19 protein-coding genes are annotated in these 16,938 nt (G+C 35.8%); 11 read left to right on the forward strand and 8 right to left on the reverse strand.

Translation table 11 applies throughout. The features are described 5' to 3' along the window. Window positions 1-5: 5 nt before the first annotated feature. Together tusD and fkpA are read right to left on the reverse strand one after the other, a co-directional pair. Complete coding sequence (tusD, locus tag H3T83_RS08800; protein ID WP_065579096.1) at window positions 6-371, reverse strand: sulfurtransferase complex subunit TusD; 366 nt, start codon at window positions 369-371, stop codon at window positions 6-8. Window positions 372-375: 4 nt separating this feature from the next. Continuing rightward, window positions 376-1,302 (reverse strand): FKBP-type peptidyl-prolyl cis-trans isomerase, encoded by a 927-nt coding sequence (gene fkpA, locus H3T83_RS08805; RefSeq protein ID WP_198215564.1) that lies wholly within the window; start codon window positions 1,300-1,302, stop codon window positions 376-378. 231 nt (window positions 1,303-1,533) lie between these two features. Here fkpA and fabZ point away from each other — a divergent pair, with 231 nt between their 5' ends. Genes fabZ through rnhB form a run of 4 tightly spaced genes read left to right on the forward strand, consistent with a single transcriptional unit; the run spans window position 1,534 to window position 4,538 of the window. Then, window positions 1,534-1,980, forward strand: a complete 447-nt coding sequence (fabZ, locus tag H3T83_RS08810; protein WP_034903732.1) for a 3-hydroxyacyl-ACP dehydratase FabZ — start codon at window positions 1,534-1,536, stop codon at window positions 1,978-1,980. Window positions 1,981-2,020: 40 nt separating this feature from the next. Beyond that, window positions 2,021-2,800, forward strand: a complete 780-nt coding sequence (lpxA, locus tag H3T83_RS08815; RefSeq protein ID WP_198215565.1) for an acyl-ACP--UDP-N-acetylglucosamine O-acyltransferase — start codon at window positions 2,021-2,023, stop codon at window positions 2,798-2,800. Further along, the gene (lpxB, locus tag H3T83_RS08820; RefSeq protein ID WP_198215566.1) at window positions 2,800-3,954 is read left to right on the forward strand and encodes a lipid-A-disaccharide synthase; all 1,155 of its coding nucleotides are present in this window, start codon (window positions 2,800-2,802) and stop codon (window positions 3,952-3,954) included. Before lpxA ends, lpxB begins: the two co-directional genes overlap by 1 nt. Beyond that, a complete protein-coding gene (gene rnhB / locus H3T83_RS08825; protein WP_065613672.1) occupies window positions 3,945-4,538 on the forward strand; it encodes a ribonuclease HII in 594 nt (197 codons plus the stop codon). The genes lpxB and rnhB overlap by 10 nt, the downstream gene beginning before the upstream one ends. Here the strand turns inward: rnhB and H3T83_RS08830 are convergent. Together H3T83_RS08830 and H3T83_RS08835 are read right to left on the reverse strand one after the other, a co-directional pair. Next, window positions 4,535-5,134, reverse strand: a complete 600-nt coding sequence (locus tag H3T83_RS08830; RefSeq protein WP_370528028.1) for a YiiX family permuted papain-like enzyme — start codon at window positions 5,132-5,134, stop codon at window positions 4,535-4,537. The two genes, rnhB and H3T83_RS08830, sit on opposite strands and share 4 nt — an antisense overlap. 95 nt (window positions 5,135-5,229) lie before the next feature. Beyond that, window positions 5,230-6,519, reverse strand: a complete 1,290-nt coding sequence (locus H3T83_RS08835) for an NAD(P)/FAD-dependent oxidoreductase (RefSeq protein WP_198215567.1) — start codon at window positions 6,517-6,519, stop codon at window positions 5,230-5,232. Window positions 6,520-6,854: 335 nt separating this feature from the next. Here H3T83_RS08835 and H3T83_RS08840 point away from each other — a divergent pair, with 335 nt between their 5' ends. From H3T83_RS08840 to rraA, 5 genes are all read left to right on the forward strand, one after another. Next, entirely contained in the window at window positions 6,855-7,826 is a 972-nt protein-coding gene (locus tag H3T83_RS08840) for an HlyD family secretion protein (protein ID WP_198215568.1), read from the forward strand. Continuing rightward, complete coding sequence (locus H3T83_RS08845) at window positions 7,808-8,947, forward strand: ABC transporter permease (protein ID WP_198215569.1); 1,140 nt, start codon at window positions 7,808-7,810, stop codon at window positions 8,945-8,947. Before H3T83_RS08840 ends, H3T83_RS08845 begins: the two co-directional genes overlap by 19 nt. A 14-nt stretch (window positions 8,948-8,961) precedes the next feature. Next, window positions 8,962-10,149, forward strand: coding sequence for an ABC transporter permease (locus H3T83_RS08850; RefSeq protein WP_065579103.1), 1,188 nt, complete (start codon window positions 8,962-8,964; stop codon window positions 10,147-10,149). 71 nt (window positions 10,150-10,220) lie between these two features. After that, window positions 10,221-11,123: a 1,4-dihydroxy-2-naphthoate polyprenyltransferase gene (locus H3T83_RS08855; protein ID WP_086321070.1), complete on the forward strand. Its 903-nt coding sequence runs from the start codon at window positions 10,221-10,223 to the stop codon at window positions 11,121-11,123. Between the two features lie 89 nt (window positions 11,124-11,212). Continuing rightward, window positions 11,213-11,704 carry a ribonuclease E activity regulator RraA gene (gene rraA / locus H3T83_RS08860; protein ID WP_065652039.1) on the forward strand — a complete coding sequence of 164 codons (492 nt, stop codon included), beginning with the start codon at window positions 11,213-11,215 and terminating at the stop codon, window positions 11,702-11,704. A gap of 100 nt (window positions 11,705-11,804) precedes the next feature. Here the strand turns inward: rraA and dprA are convergent, their stop codons facing one another. Then, complete coding sequence (gene dprA, locus H3T83_RS08865) at window positions 11,805-12,905, reverse strand: DNA-processing protein DprA (RefSeq protein WP_165601699.1); 1,101 nt, start codon at window positions 12,903-12,905, stop codon at window positions 11,805-11,807. 158 nt (window positions 12,906-13,063) lie between these two features. Between dprA and def the strand changes: the two genes are divergently transcribed. Further along, window positions 13,064-13,576: a peptide deformylase gene (gene def / locus H3T83_RS08870; RefSeq protein WP_065613687.1), complete on the forward strand. Its 513-nt coding sequence runs from the start codon at window positions 13,064-13,066 to the stop codon at window positions 13,574-13,576. 45 nt (window positions 13,577-13,621) lie between these two features. Here the strand turns inward: def and grpE are convergent, their stop codons facing one another. Further along, window positions 13,622-14,206 (reverse strand): nucleotide exchange factor GrpE, encoded by a 585-nt coding sequence (gene grpE / locus H3T83_RS08875; protein WP_198215570.1) that lies wholly within the window; start codon window positions 14,204-14,206, stop codon window positions 13,622-13,624. Between the two features lie 155 nt (window positions 14,207-14,361). Here grpE and nadK point away from each other — a divergent pair, with 155 nt between their 5' ends. Continuing rightward, entirely contained in the window at window positions 14,362-15,240 is an 879-nt protein-coding gene (gene nadK / locus H3T83_RS08880) for an NAD(+) kinase (protein WP_065579107.1), read from the forward strand. Window positions 15,241-15,304: 64 nt separating this feature from the next. Here nadK and H3T83_RS08885 read toward each other — a convergent pair whose 3' ends face one another. Continuing rightward, the gene (locus H3T83_RS08885; protein WP_086361481.1) at window positions 15,305-15,802 is read right to left on the reverse strand and encodes a phosphatidylglycerophosphatase A; all 498 of its coding nucleotides are present in this window, start codon (window positions 15,800-15,802) and stop codon (window positions 15,305-15,307) included. Between the two features lie 93 nt (window positions 15,803-15,895). After that, complete coding sequence (argF, locus tag H3T83_RS08890) at window positions 15,896-16,903, reverse strand: ornithine carbamoyltransferase (RefSeq protein WP_086361218.1); 1,008 nt, start codon at window positions 16,901-16,903, stop codon at window positions 15,896-15,898. Window positions 16,904-16,938 lie beyond the last annotated feature (35 nt).

A 16,938-nucleotide genomic window follows, 5' to 3' on the forward strand; every position in this document is an offset into this window, starting at 1 on the left:
TATATTTAAAATTGTAGAACTCGATCTGAACTTGCTACTGCTTCACTCAACTCGCCAAGACCGGTTAATTCAAAATGTTCGGCAAGATTATTTACACCGATACCACGTCTTTGCGCGGCAGCTACGCAAACAGTCAGTTTTAACGAATACTGTTTTGCTAAGCGTTGCCAAGCTTTGACTAGATCAAATTCATCATTGGCTGGATCACTATAACAATTAGCATTATAAACGCCGTCAGCATAGAAAAATATGTTAGCAATTGAATGGTTACTATTTGCAAGCAGTGTTTGAGCAAATTGATAGGCACAATAAGCAGATTGGGTCCCATAAGCGGGACCCATAATAACCAATGTATAACTTAATGGTTTCATCAAATTAGTTAGCTGCTGGTTGATTTTGCTCTTGCGTTTGTTCTGGCTCAGTTGATGATGCTGGATTATTTTCCTTATCATCATCAATACCAAGTAGTTCAACTTCAAAAACTAGCGTTGATGCTGGTGTAATACTTGCTTTGTCACCTTGACTCGGGAAGCTTTGGTCACCATATCCTAATTCAGGTGGCACAACTAATTTAATTTTACCACCAACACCAACTAATTGGATGCCTTCTGTCCAACCTTTAATTACTCCATTAAGTGGGAAAGTTGCAGGTTCGTTACGATCATAAGAACTGTCAAATGTACGACCATCTGTTAATGTACCAACATAATGAACAATAACGGTATCTTCTGCTGACGGATGACGACCGGTTCCTTCATTAAGAATTTTATACATTAAACCAGATTTAGTTTTAATTACACCTTCTTGCTTAGCAAAATCCTCGCGATATTTTTCACCAGCAGCAGTATTTTCAGTTTTTTGTTTTTCAAAACGAGCTTGGCTTTCTTCTTGAATTCGTTTACCAAAAGCATCTAATATATTTTTAACTTCATCTTGGCTAAGTTGTGAGGCACCACGCATGGTTTCATTAAAGCCACTGATTAGGTATTCTTGATCGGCAGTTACTTCATTTTGTTCTAAATTTGATTTCATATAGTTAGCAAATGAAGAACCTAATGCGTAAGCTTCTTTTTGCGCATCAGTTGAAATTGTCACTTTATCCGCTGAGTTTTGCGCAGTCGTTGCTGCAGTTTTACTTTCTGTCGTATTGGTATTAGCATTTTCAGTGCTATTTGCCGGTGCAGTGGTTGTTGCTGCTGGTGCTGGTGCTTTGTTTTCTTCAGTGGTTTTTTTGTCATCACAGCCAGCCAATGCTAATACGATAGCACTACTTACTAATGTCATTTTTATAAATGATTTCATTCTACTCTCCAAGTTAAATATCTTTTTAGCTAAATATTGAACATATTATATATGATCTAATATAGTATAAAATAGTATTTACATATCATTTAGATAATTTATTGCATTTATTTGATTTTTTAGTCATTACGAATTTTAAAATTTGTGGCTTAAATCACTCCTTGAGTGAAAGTGGTATCCTCAGTTATAATACAAATAATTTATAGCAAATAATGTATAAGGATAGCTATTTTGACTACCGAACTTAATACCCTTGATATTGAAGAAATTATTAGTTTACTTCCACACCGTTATCCGTTTTTGATGGTTGATCGTGTACTTAGTTATGAGAAAGGTAAAACATTAAAAGCCATTAAAAATGTAACTGTAAATGAACCATTCTTCCAAGGTCACTTCCCGAATAAACCTATTTTCCCAGGCGTTTTAATTTTAGAAGCGATGGCGCAAGCAACTGGAATTTTAGCCTTTAAAAGTATTGAAGAATTGTCACCAGGTCAACTTTATTATTTTGCTTCAATTGATAAAGCTCGCTTTAAGCGACCAGTGGTGCCAGGTGATCAAATTATGCTTGATGTTGAATATATTAAAGAGCGTCGAGGCATTGCATTGTTCCATGGTGTTGCAACAGTCGATGGCAAATTAGTTTGCGAAGCAGAGATGATGTGTGCTCGTAAATAATTTTGATTTTGAAATATCCCAAATGTATTAAGGAATTGCTATGGCAACGGAAATACACCCAAGTTCAGTAATAGAAAAGGGGGCAAAGATTGGTGATAATGTCAAAATCGGGCCTTTTTGTTATATTGGTGAACATGTTGAAATAGGTGATGGTACCTGTTTAAAATCACATGTTGTCGTTAATGGACACACCAAAATTGGTCAAAATAATCAAATCTATCAATTTGCTTCAATTGGTGAAGTTAACCAAGATCTGAAATATCGTGGCGAGCCAACTCGCACTGAAATTGGTGATCGCAATCTGATCCGTGAAAGTGTGACGATTCATCGTGGCACTGTTCAAGGTGGTGAGTTAACTCGTATTGGTAGTGATAATTTATTGATGATTAATGCCCATGTTGCGCATGATTGTATTATTGGTGATCGTTGTATTTTGGCTAATAATGCCACGCTTGGTGGTCATGTTCAGTTAGATGATCATGTGATTATTGGCGGTATGACCGCAGTACACCAATTTTGTGTAATCGGTTCTCATGTTATGGTTGGCGGTTGTTCTGGCGTTGCTCAAGATGTACCTCCTTATGTTATTGCTCAAGGAAATCACGCAACACCACATGGCGTCAATTATGAAGGATTAAAACGTCGTGGCTTTAGTAAAGAAGCACTACAAGCCATCCGTAACACGTACAAAATTCTATATCGAAATGGATTAACGCTTGACGATGCAAAAGTTGAAATTGCAATGCTAGCTAAACAGTATCCAGAAGTACAGCTGTTTAACGACTTTTTTGCTCGTTCAACCCGAGGCATTATCCGTTAATGACAGATAAGCAGTTAACTATTGCTCTGGTCGCTGGTGAAACATCTGGCGATATTCTTGGTGCCGGTTTAATTCGCACTCTTAAAAAACACCATCCTAATATTAAATTTGTCGGTATTGCTGGTCCACTAATGCAAACTGAAGGTTGCCAAGCTTGGTATGAAATGGACGAGCTATCAGTGATGGGGATTGTTGAGGTATTAGGTCGGCTACGGCGTATTTTAGCTATTCGTCGTGATATTACTAAACGTTTGATTGATCTCAAACCCGATGTTTTTATTGGTATTGATGCGCCGGATTTTAATCTCTCGTTAGAAGGTAAACTTAAGCAAGCTGGGATTAAAACGATTCATTATGTCAGTCCTTCTGTTTGGGCTTGGAAGCAAAAGCGGGTATTTAAAATTAAACGCAATACCAATCTTATTTTAGCTTTTTTGCCTTTTGAAAAAGCCTTTTATGATAAATTTGATGTACCTTGTCGATTTATTGGTCATAAAATGGCTGATGATATTCCCCTCGAACCCAATCAAACAGCTATGCGTCAACAGTTAGGTATTCCTGTTGATTGCCAATGTTTAGCCTTATTACCCGGCAGTCGCCATGCCGAAGTGACATTATTATCTGAGCCTTTTTTAAAAGCAGCGCAATTGTTACGTGATAAATTCCCTGATTTACATATTGTAGTTCCATTAGTGAATAGCAAAAGAAGAGCGGAATTTGAACAAATAAAGGCAGAGATTGCACCAGAGCTTAAGCTGCAATTATTAGATGGTTATGCTCGGGAAGCTATGATTGCCAGTAATGCTGCAATTTTAGCTTCAGGGACGGTGGCACTTGAGTGTATGCTGGCTAAATGCCCAATGGTTGTTGGCTATAAAATGAAAGCTTTCACCTTTTGGCTGGCAAAAAAACTTATCAAAACCCCTTATGTTTCTCTACCTAATATTCTAGCGGGTAAAGAAATCGTCCCTGAATTATTACAGCACGACTGTACACCAGAAAATATCGCTAATCATGTTTTACCTTTTTTAGAAAGTGACAACACCGAACTAAAAGCAACATTTTTAGCTTTACATAAACAAATTCGCTGTAATGCTGATGAACAAGCTGCCCAGGCGGTATTAGATGTATTAGAGGATTCCCCTTGTTATTAGAGTTTACTTACCCTGATGCGACATTAATTGCCGGTGTTGATGAAGTTGGTCGCGGACCACTTTGTGGCGATGTCGTAACTGCTGCGGTGATTTTAGATCCGAATAAACCGATTGAGGGATTAACTGATTCTAAAAAATTATCAGAAAAAAAACGTGAAGCACTCTTTGATATTATTAAACAAAATGCATTAGCATGGTGTGTCGCTAGAGCATCGGTTGATGAAATTGATGAACTCAATATCCTACATGCTACCATGCTGGCAATGCAACGAGCCGTGTCTGGCTTAAACATTAAACCAAATTATGTGTTAGTTGACGGTAATCGGTGCCCTAATTTTGGTATTCGAACCCAAGCAGTGGTTAAAGGTGATCTGTTAGTGGCTGAAATTAGTGCTGCATCGATCTTAGCCAAAGTGACCCGTGATCGTGAAATGGTTGAGCTTGATAAGTTATACCCTCAATATGGTTTAGCTAAACATAAAGGCTATCCAACCAAAGATCATTTAAACGCCATTGAACAACATGGCGTGAATCATCTATATCGTAAAAGCTTTGCACCAATAAAAAGATTATTACTAATTTAATCCCGCTTATCAACAGTGATAAGTAGTGGTGAATTAAATATCGCAACCGGTGATATCACCGTTTCTTGATATGGAATGTTATTACCATAACGTTCTTTTAGTTTTTGTTTAACCGCTGGCGATGATAAATTAAAATCTTTAATTGTTTGTAATTGACCAATTTTTAATTTAAGCGCTCGATTATAAATTTTCCACACTAATTCTGAACAATAAATATATTTGTCATCCCAACCAAACCAAATATCGTAAGGTTTGTTTTCAAATTTATGGGCAACTTGTTTTAAACTGGTAATTTCTTGCTGAGATAAAGAATGATTTTTTAACCGTTTAATCACATATGTTTTATTTTTACCACGATTTATCCATTTATCTAACGGGGTATAAATAACTTTACTTGCTGCTTCAAAAACATAAGGTTTGCCATTTTTAATAAAAATGATTCCTACATGACTATAAGGTGAATTTGTTGCTTGCTCAATGGCTTTACTTTGATTTGATTGAGAAGATTGGAAAATGACATCGCCATCATGTGGCTGATAATTTGCTATAGCTGTGTAACTAGCGAAAAGTAAACTAAAAATGAAAATAAAACGCATCATCTATTATCTAAAAATTGTAATTATGATAATAGTATAAGCGAAAACAGCTACTTAACAAAATTTTTCAGTAGCTGTTAAATATTTTTTAGCAATTAATCACGATTACTAAAAATCGAAGTTGATTTGGTTTTATACATAAATTTGCTAGCACTGGCGAAACGAATAGTTTTAAAAATACCAAGTAAGCTTGCTTGATGCATACGATAGAGTAGTTTGTGGATCATTAAAGCGAAAAATCCTTTCACTCCCATTTCACTATTACCAATTAATTTGACTACACCTTCAGCAGTATCATGTAATGAAATCACAGTACCTTTATCAGTGTATTTAAATGTTTTTAATGATTGGTTGTTTAATAATCTAACAATATTTTCATAGCAAATTTTTGCCATTTGATGAGCTGCTTGAGCGGTAGGTGGTGAAGCATGACCATTGTCTTGCATTGCGTATGCACAATCACCAATAACAAAAATACTGTCATCACGAGATGTTTGTAATGTTGGTTTTACCACTAATTGATTTGATCGGCTTGATTCTAGACCAGCGATCTCTTTTAAATAATCAGGAGCTTTAACACCGGCAGTCCAGATCATCATATCGGCTTTAATGGTTTCGCCTTCTTTCGGATAAAATCCATCACTTTCCGCTTTAGTGATCATGGTATTAGTTAATACATGAATTCCTTGTTTTTTTAGTGTGTTAGTAATACTAGCTGCGGTTTTTTCTGGTAAAGCCGGTAAAATACGATCGGTTGCTTCAATAACTGAAACATCTAACAGATCGGAACACATTTTATTTCGACCGCAAGCACCAAACGTTTCCACCATATGAGGTAGTTCAGAAGCTAATTCAACACCAGTCGCGCCACCGCCAACGATAGCAATATGAATTTTATCTTCTTTTTTGGATTGATCGTCATCAATGATCGAACAAAAACCAGTAAATTTATTAATTAAGGTTTCACGTAGGCGAATAGCGGCATTTTGGTCATCTAAAAAGATACAATGTTCTTTCACACCAGGGGTACCAAAGTCATTAGAAGTGCTACCAATAGCAATAACTAAAATATCATAATCAACAAGAACAGTTTCATCATTATGATTGATAATGCTAATTTGCTTTTGTTTGCGATCAAGGTTGGTGAAGGTACCTTGGGTAAATTCGAAATTATGCTGTTGTCCTTGCGATGCATAATAAATATTATCAACTTGCTCATCAAGTACACCAGTTGCTACTTCATGTAATAGTGGTTTCCATAAATGATAACTGTTTTTATCAATTAAGGTAATTTGAGCTTTATCAGTTTTGCCTAATTTATCGCCTAGGTCGGTAGCAAGCTCTAAACCGCCAGCACCACCGCCAATAATAATTATTTTTTGCATATTTTAAGCCTTATTATTTCAATTAAAAAATATCATACTAAATAAGTAGGTTTTTATCTATTTCTTTTGACTGATAACATTTATAAATGAAATCTATTAAAATGATGGTTTACAATTATTGAAATTTATTTAAGGCTAAAATAGAATAATCTGTAATATAGTTGTAAATAATTCTTTCTAATTCTTATTTGAGCATAAAATATAGCTTAGATTGTTTAAATTTAGCACGATATCCCATGATATAATATTTGTAATTGAAGTATGCTAATTCTTTATTACATACAATTATCCTAGTTGTTTAGGTCTTATCTGATACTTATTAATCTAAAAAATATATGAATAAAAAAATTTTTATTGTAATTGCATTGATTGTTATTTTAATTTCAATGACGATTTTAATTCGTGCTCATAGTAGCCAGCTAATTTTGCAAGGTGAAGTGGATGCACCTAATGTTAGCATTTCCTCAAAAGCAAAGGGGCGAGTGCAGACTATTCATGTCAATCGAGGTGATGATGTTAAGCAAAATGATATCTTAATTACACTCGATAGTCCTGAATTATTAGCGCAAGTTAAAGCCGCTGAAGCAGCCAGAGAGCAAGCACAAGCACAAGTGCAACTTTCTCAAAATGGTACTCGTGAAGAGAGTATTCGTTATTATGAAGCATTACTTGAACAAGCTAAAGTTGCTTACGATAACGCCTCTAAAGAATACAATCGTAACAAAGCGATTTCGGCCAAAGGCTTCGTCTCTCAATCAATATTAGATAGTGCGCTAAAAACTCGCGATGCGGCTTATCAACAAGTGTTGTCAGCTCAAGCTAATTTAGATCAAGCTAAAAATGGCGATCGGGTTGAACAACGTGAAATCTATAATGCTAAATTAAAAGAAGCCGAAGAACAGCTTAAACAACTACAGATCCAATACGATGATTTGCAAGTTAAAGCCCCAGTAGACGGGGAAGTAGGTTCAATTCCTGCTGAAGTTGGCGAGCTATTTAATCCTAATAGTCCACTATTAACGGTTATTCGCTTACCGCAAGCTTATTTTGTGTTTAATCTGCGTGAAAATATTATGCCTAATATTCACAAAGGTGATCATGTTAAGCTGGAAATTCCTGCGCTTGGTAATAAAGAAATTGAAGCTGAAATTCGTTTTATTGCGCCAATGGGAGATTATGCTACTAAGCGGGCAACCCGAGCGACTGGTGATTTTGATTTAAAAACGTTTGAAATTAGACTTTATCCAACTAAACCTGTAGAAGGCTTACGTGCAGGTATGAGTACATTATGGAAAATCGACAACTAATTTTAGACTTCTGGCATCGCTTTAAAGACGCATTTAACGATGAAATCCCAGATATATTTAAGCGCTTTACTTTCCACTGGTTAATGTGGATTTTACCGCTGATTATCTTTGTAATCATCAGTAGTATCTTTTATCGAGGTGTGTTATTTGATCTACCAGTAGGCTATGTCGATCAAGATAAAAGTACTTTATCTCGTGAAATTGTTCGCGATCTTAATGCTGGTGCGCATGCAAATTTATTCAATTATGATAATCAGCTTAAGGCCGCAGAACGCGATTTAGAAAAAGCAAAAATCTACGCTATTTTATATATTCCACCTAATTTTGAAGCTGATGTATTAGCTGGTCGTCAACCAACGCCGATGCTCTATTATAATGCTTTATACTATAGTGCTGGCCTCTATTCTATAATGGATTATTCAGGTTTGATTGCCTCATTAAATACTCAATATCGTACCACTATGGCGACGAGTATTGGTTTGCCAGTACCAAAACTTGCACAAGTTAATTTCAATTATGATGGGCTATTTAATGCCAGTGGTAACTCAATGTACTTTCAGCAGTTTTCTGCAGTGGTACATCTATTACAATTATTTGTTGTAACGACAACTATTTATATTTTATCAAAATTACCTAAACGAACTCGACCTAATTATCCGTTTGTTTTGGGTAAATTAGCACCTTATACCATTTGGTATACTATGTTATTAATGTTTGAAATTGCAATGCTGGTGTTATTTTCTGATGCTCGAGTATCCGGTTCGCCATTCGCTATGATGCTAGTAGTGTTTTTTTATGTGATTGCAGCACAAAGTATCGGTATTTTACTTTATTCGTTTACCAAAAATGTATTAGATGCCTATACCTATATTGGGGTATTAGTTGGATTGGCATTAACTTATTCGGGGGTAGTTGTGCCAGAACTGTCAATGCCGTGGATAGCGAGATTTATTTCGTCACTTGAACCTTTAACCTATGCGCTTAATAAATTATTCGATCTATTTTTACGGCATTCTAGTTATATGTCGGTATTGAAAACCTGCGCTATTTTAATGATCTATCCAATAATTATTACAGTATTAGTAAGAAAACGTTTAGTCAAACGTTTACATTCACAGTAAGAGGCAATATTGGCATGCTTAAGCTCTTTTTATCTTCAGCAGTAAAGATGTTTTTTTATATGCTAATGCGACCAATGTGGCTGTTGCTGTTAGTGTCTGTCTCGTTAATGAGTTTAGTATATGTAAATGGTACCATCACCAATTTACCGGTTGCGATTGTTGATCAAGATCATACTACCACCAGTCGAAGTCTGATTCGTTCTTTAAATACCAGTTCCAAAATTGATGTGCTTACTTATGAAAATTCATTGCAAGCCTACGATGATATTAACAGCCGTAAATTATTTGCGGTGTTCACCATTCCACGGGATTTTGAAAAGCGACTATTGAATGGTGAGGATGTGACAATCCCTGCTTATGGCGATGCATCTAGCCGTTTAGCAAATGGTTTGATACAGGTGGATATTAGAGGAATATATCAACAAATATTGACCGAATATAATACCCGGGTGATGCGGAATAGTGGTTTTTCTGATCCACAGATTAATATCATCTTATCACCAATTAAAGGGCAAACAATGCCGCTTTATAATGCTGGTATCAGTTTTGCGGCGATAACTTTCCCTGGTTTGTTAGTTATGTTATTGCAACATACCTTTTTAATAGCTTCAACACGAACTAATCTAACTTTGCATTCACTGCCACAAGGCAAACCGCCAAAAATTGTCATATTTGGTAGCTTATGTGGTCTTATTCCGATATGGTTATTTTTGTCTTTAGTCCTGTTTGGATTATGGCCATGGGTGCTTGGTTATCGGCAATTAGCTAGTATACCAGCGATTTTGGTGATGACATTTCCGCTATTGTTAGGCGTATTAGGTTTAAGTAAATTACTGACTGAATGTTTACATCGAACCGAGATGATTTATTTAACTTTAGCTTTTTTGACAACACCGGTATTTTATCTATCCGGTACCATATGGCCACTTGATGCTATGCCGTTATGGGTACAAACGGTATCACGGATGTTACCATCGACCTGGGCAACCAATATGATTGCTGGAGTAAATCAGATGGGATTAGGTTTATCAGATAATTTATTTAATATCTTTATGATTCTATTTCTTGGTGCAATTTATGGTTCGTTAGGCTTTTTTATTGCTGCATTACGAGAGGGTAAAGTCAGAGGATACATCAGAAAAATAAAGAAATTTATGCATTCCAATAATAAAAAAATTGATAATAAACCATCAATTAGTTAGTGCTAATGGATGAATATACTATCAATTACTGATATGATGAATGATTGATTTTTTCGCAAAAAAACAGTTATATGGCCAATAAATGTTATCCATGGATTATTAGTTTACGTCCGAAAACATTAGCTTTATCGTTTTCTGCTATTTTGTTGGGCAATGCGCTTGCCTATTGGCAACACTCTTTTGATCTAATAATTATGTTATTAGCAATGATTACTGCAGCGTTGTTACAAATTTTATCAAATTTAGCCAACGATTATGGTGATGCGGTTAAAGGTGGCGATAAACACAATTTAATCGGCCATCAACGTGGTTTACAGCTAGGTCTAATCACTCTTAATCAGTTAAAAATAGCTATCTGGATCACCATTATATTGTGTGTTTGCTCAGGATTGACTCTACTTTGGTTAGCCTGTAATAACGGTTATCAATTATTAATTTTTATCTTATTAGGTTTATCTTCAATCATCGCAGCAATTACTTATACTGTCGGTAAAAAACCTTATGGCTATATTGGCTTAGGTGATCTATCGGTGTTAATCTTCTTTGGCTTAGTTGGTGTGATGGGCAGTTATTATTTACAGACTAAAACTTTATCAGCATCAATCGTTTTTCCTGCAATAGCTAGTGGTTTGTTGGCTGTGGGAGTGCTAAATATTAATAATTTGCGTGATTATGAAAGTGATAAACAACATCATAAACGGACTTTGATTGTGCTGATTGGCAAAACTTATGGTTGTTGTTATCAGTTAGTTTTGTTAATTGTATCATTATCTTTTTTTGGTTTATTTGCTTATCAACAGTTACACACTTATTGCAGTGGTATCTTCCTATTAGCACTGCCGTTGTATCTCAAACATATGTACATGGTGTTTAAATTTAATACGAATAAAGACGCTGTGCCACTATTAGTACAAATGGTCAAACTTGCTTTATTGACTAATTTACTTTATTGTTTAGGTATTATTTTGAGCTAGCTCACGTTTATTCCAAATTTATATCGTTTTACTTCATATTAGCGTTATACTAGAACCGAATAGATATTACAGTATAAGGAGACTCGACCATGGAATTTGATACATCAATTCTTTGCGATTACTACCCAGAAGATGTGAACGTTGTCGAACCGATATTTAGTAACTTTGGTGGTGTGGCTTCATTTTCTGGCCAAGCTGTCACCGTGAAATGTTTTGAAGATAACGGCATTTTGTACGAAGTGTTACAATCCAATGGTGCTGGGAAAGTATTGGTTATTGATGGCGGTGGTTCGGTGCGTCGAGCATTGATAGATGCCGAATTAATTGATATTGCCCTACAAAACCAATGGGAAGGCATTATTGTTTATGGTGCTGTGCGCCAAGTAGATTATCTTGCTGATGCTGAAATTGGAGTGCAAGCACTAGCGGCAATTCCTGTCGGCTCTGATGATCAAGGTGTTGGTGAAATAGATATTCGCGTTAACTTTGGTGGCGTGACGTTCTTCTCTGGCGACTTTATCTATGCTGATAATACTGGCATTATCTTATCTGAAATTGCACTTGAAGTAGACGATAAATAACTTGGTTATTCTTTTTAGTTATTCTTTTTAAGGAACCGCAGTATCTTTACAGCGGTTTTTTATGTTGAAAAACCCCGTTCCTCAATTTTTTCTGATAATTTTATATCGTGCGGTTACGAATATAGCCTCCGGTGACGGTGATAATTAAGCCAGCTATTTCCATATCTAATAATTTAATGGTTAACTCAGGAATGGGTAAATCAACTAGCGTAGCGATTGTATCAACAGCAATAGGCTGATGATGAATAACAGCAAAAATTTCTGGATATAAAACGGTATTACACTCTTTGTTTTCATGATTATTCTGTCGATTAAGTGATGATAAAAAGCCACTATAATGTTCTAAAATATCGGTTGGTTTGGTAACCAGATAAGCGCCTTGTTGGATTAAATAATGGCTTCCATGGCTATTTGGATTATCAATATCACCCGGCAAAGCAAAAACATCACGATTTTGTTCAAGCGCATAACGAGCAGTAATAAGTGATCCACTTTTTTCCGATGCCTCAACCACAAATGTCCCTAAACTTAATCCACTAATAATACGATTGCGGCGCGGAAAGTATTCGGATCTTGCTTTTTCAAATGGATAAAATTCTGAAATGATAGCCCCATTTTGTGACAAAATATCATTGGCTAATCTAACATTTGAACGTGGCGAAATTTGCGCTAAACCGCTACCCAAAACAGCAATAGTATTTCCTGATACCTCAAGTGCACCGCGATGGCAAATAGCGTCCAACCCGAGGGCCAGTCCGCTAGTCACTGTTAAACCATTAATGGCTAATTCGCCAGCAAAATATCGTCCCCATTGTGCACCATACTCACTAAATTCACGACTACCTACCATCGCAATTTGTGGTGAATGTAATAGTTGTTTATTTCCCATTACAAATAGCAATAACGGTGGTGAACTAATTTGTTTAAGTAATGTTGGATAATCTGAATCACAATAAGCAATCAAATGTTTAGGCGGGTTAGTGGTAGCTAACCAATCAAGGATGGGTTCAAAATGAAGATAGGAAATCGCAAAAAAATGACTTTGAAGTGTTTTACAAATGCCTATCTTTTCCAATAATAATGGAACATTATTTATTTTATTAGGTAGACCGGAGCTAAAATATAGCCCTATTTTCTCAAAATATCCCATTCTTTTATGGCCAAGCATTGAAATTCGCAATAAAAATTCATATTTACTCATTACAGCCCTTTTATATACATCTTTCGCTTGAACCATATCTAGAATTGATTAGATATATTTTACCAATAGCCAACTAAGGCTATTCATGGGCATAATAAATGTTTACAATGTATACGAAATTGAGAAAACACCAAATTGAGGAGTAGATCGAAGAATTTATGGCTATTTTACCGGTATTACGTTTCCCAGACGAACGACTTCGCAAAGTTGCTAAGCCTGTCTCTAATTTTACACCTGAGCTACAAGAAATTATCGATAATATGGTTGAAACCATGTACGCTGAACATGGCATTGGGCTTGCTGCAACGCAAGTTGATGTGCATGAGCAAATTATTGTGATTGACGTGTCAGAAGATAAAAGCCAACTTTATGTGATTATTAATCCTGAAGTGATTAGTCAAGAGGGTGAAACAGGCATTGAAGAAGGATGCTTATCGATACCTGACTGCCGTGGATTTGTGCCAAGATCAGAAAAAATCAAGATTAAAGCGTTAGATCGTAATGGTAATCCTTACGAAATCGATGCTGATGAACTGTTAGCCATCTGTATTCAGCATGAAATGGATCATTTAAAAGGTAAACTGTTTGTTGATTATCTCTCGCCATTAAAGCGGCAACGTATTGAACAAAAGATGAAAAAACTGACTCGTGAAGAGCAAAAGAATCGATAGTAAAAACCGCCACTAATTTGGCGGTTTTTACTATATAGCCTAACGTTATTTAGCTACAATCACCATTGCTGGTCGAATTAATCGGCCATTAAGTGTATAGCCTTTTTGAATAGTATTAACAATTTGTCCTGATTGATGTTCAGGCGATTCAACCATACTAATTGCTTGATGCAGATCAGGATTTAGCTGTGAATCAGCTGTATTGATAACTTCAATACCAAATTTTTTGACCGTATCTAAAAATGATTTAAGAGTTAACTCTAATCCTTCTACCGTTGCTTTATGTTCAGGATTATTTTTATCGGTAGATTCTAATGCCCGCTCAAGATTATCAATCACCGGTAAAAGTTCATTTGAGAATTTTTCAAGAGCAAATTTACGTGCTTTATCAACATCTTGTTCAACACGTTTGCGTACATTATCAATTTCAGCACGAGCACGAATCATTGCTTCACTCTCGTTTTTCTTAGCAAGTTGCAGTGCTTGTTCAAGTTCGCTAATGCGAGCATCTTTAGCCTTTAACTGATCTTCAACACTTGGTTGTGATGAGGTTTGCTCTTCAGTACTTTGCTCAGCTGGGGTTTCAATGTTTGTTTCATTTTCTGACATATTGTTCTCTTGTTCTGTCATACGGTACTCCAAATTTAGTCGAAAACTTAGTGAATAACAGTTATTATGGGGACAAATTTTATTATTACAAGTTTAACGATAAGATGATATCGTGTTTTTTAATTGATAACTAAAAAAATAATGATACTTAAGTCAAAAATGAACAAGGATATATTATGGGTAGACCATTTAAATGTATTGGTTTGGTTGGGATTCCACGTAAATTAGAGGCGATAGAAACTCATCAGGTACTTTATGACTGGCTAGTTAACTTAGGTATTGCAGTATTAGTAGAAGATCGATTAGCGCAATATATTAAATTACCTAGCAATGTCTATGCGTCTCTCGATACTATTGGTGAACAAGCAGATTTAGCCATTGTGGTGGGTGGTGACGGCAATATGTTACGTTCCGCTCGTCACTTATCACACTATAAAATCAAAGTAATTGGGGTGAATCGAGGTAATTTAGGTTTTTTAACCGATATTTCTCATGATCATGTCATCGAACAATTAACCCCAGTTATCAAAGGTGAATATGATGATGATCCTCGATTTTTGCTGGAAGTATCAATCTATAGTGATGGTCAGTTAATTAATTCTGGTTTTGCGGTAAATGAAATAGTGGTTACCCCCAATACGGTTGCTCATATGATCGATTATGATGTCTATATCAATGAACGTAATGCATTTTCGCAGCGTGCTGATGGTTTAATTATTGCCACACCGACCGGTTCTACCGCGTACTCACTATCGGCCGGTGGTCCAATTCTTGCACCACATTTAGATGCGTTAATTATTACACCAATGTTTCCACACTCTTTGGCAGTTAGACCTTTAGTGATTAAGAGTGATGATCCGATTCATCTTAAATTTCCAACTACCGCTTTGGATCTTAATATTGCTTGTGATAGCCAAATTATTTTACCGGTTAGGCCAACCCAAGATGTGATAATCCGTCGCTCCAATTATGAATTTAATCTAATCCATACTAAAGACTATGATTATTTTAATAATTTATCGAGTAAGTTAGGTTGGTCACAAAAAATGTTTTAAGGGTTGCTATGCTAAGTAACTCTTATTTTCATATTGAAATTATCATTTAAAGATAGATTTATCTTTAAATGATAAAGGTTAACAGATAAACCGATAATGATGAGAAGATTGCCGCGATCACATCATCAACCATAATGCCAAATCCCCCTGGTACGCGTTTATCAAACCAACGGATTGGCCAAGGTTTGGCCATATCAAAGATTCTAAATGCGACAAACGCAATCGTTACCCATAAAATCGAAATCTGTGGAATAAAAAATAAAGTTATCCACATACCGACAAATTCATCCCATACTATATGCCCTGAATCATGGGTGTGGGTATCATCCGAGGTTTTTTGACATAAAAAACAACCAAAAATAAAGGCGACAACTATTAACACCCAATATAAATACGGTTGCAAACCATCAAATAGTAACCAAAGTGGAATAGCCATTGCTGATCCCATTGTGCCGGGCATAATAGGTGACATTCCCGATCCTAAACCCACCGCAAGTAAATGGATAGGATTTGTTAATTGCACATATTTTTTAAAGTCTCTATTTCGCTCTTGTTTTGTCATTATGATAAAAATCTTTTGATAAAATTATGCCGACATTAGGTCGGCAAAAAGTTGCTTAGCCAAGCCAAGCAATGATGATAATCAAATATATTATTAATCTTTAGCTAACGTTGCAACCATTACCGCTTTAATTGTATGCAAACGGTTTTCAGCTTCATCAAAAACGATGCTATGTTTAGATTCAAAGACTTCATCTGTCACTTCTAAACCATTTTTTAAACCATACTGAGCAGCCATTTGTTTGCCAACAGTGGTATTCATATCATGAAAAGCCGGTAAACAGTGCATAAATTTGACTTCTGGATTACCAGTTAAATTGATGACTTCCTGATTTACTTGATATGGAGTTAATAATTTGACTCGTTCGTCCCAAACTTCTTTTGGTTCGCCCATCGATACCCATACATCGGTATATAGAAAATCCACATCTTTAACACCATTAGCAACATCTTCCGTTAAAATGATTTTTGCGCCAGTGGTTTTGGCTATTTCTTGGCATTTTTGTACCAATTCTGCTTCTGGCTGACAAGCTTTAGGAGCCACTAAACGAATTTCCATGCCCATAAGTGCTGCACCTTCCATTAATGAGTTACCCATGTTATTACGAGCATCACCTAAATAAGCAAATTTAACACTGCTTAATGCTCGCTCACCAATATGTTCTTGCATGGTCATAAAATCAGCTAAAATTTGGGTTGGATGTGCTTCAGTGGTTAAACCATTCCAAACCGGAACACCAGAATATTTAGCTAAGGTTTCAACAATTTCTTGCCCATAGCCACGGTATTCAATGCCATCATACATTCTGCCTAATACTCGAGCTGTATCCGCAATTGATTCTTTATGGCCGATTTGGCTGCCACTTGGCCCTAAATAGGTAACTTGTGCACCTTGATCAAATGCGCCAACTTCAAATGCACAGCGAGTGCGAGTTGAGTCTTTTTCAAAAATAAGCGCAATATTTTTACCAACTAAATGTTGTTTTTCAGTACTTTGTTTTTTGGCTTTTTTTAATTCAATAGCTAGATTAATTAATTGATTAATTTCTGCTGGAGTAAAGTCAAGTAAACGTAAAAAATGACGTTGATAAAAACCGTGCATACAGAGCTCCTAATAGCCATAAAAAATTATTAAGA

The organism is Gilliamella sp. M0320, assembly GCF_016101635.1.
Lineage (GTDB): Bacteria > Pseudomonadota > Gammaproteobacteria > Enterobacterales > Orbaceae > Gilliamella > Gilliamella apis.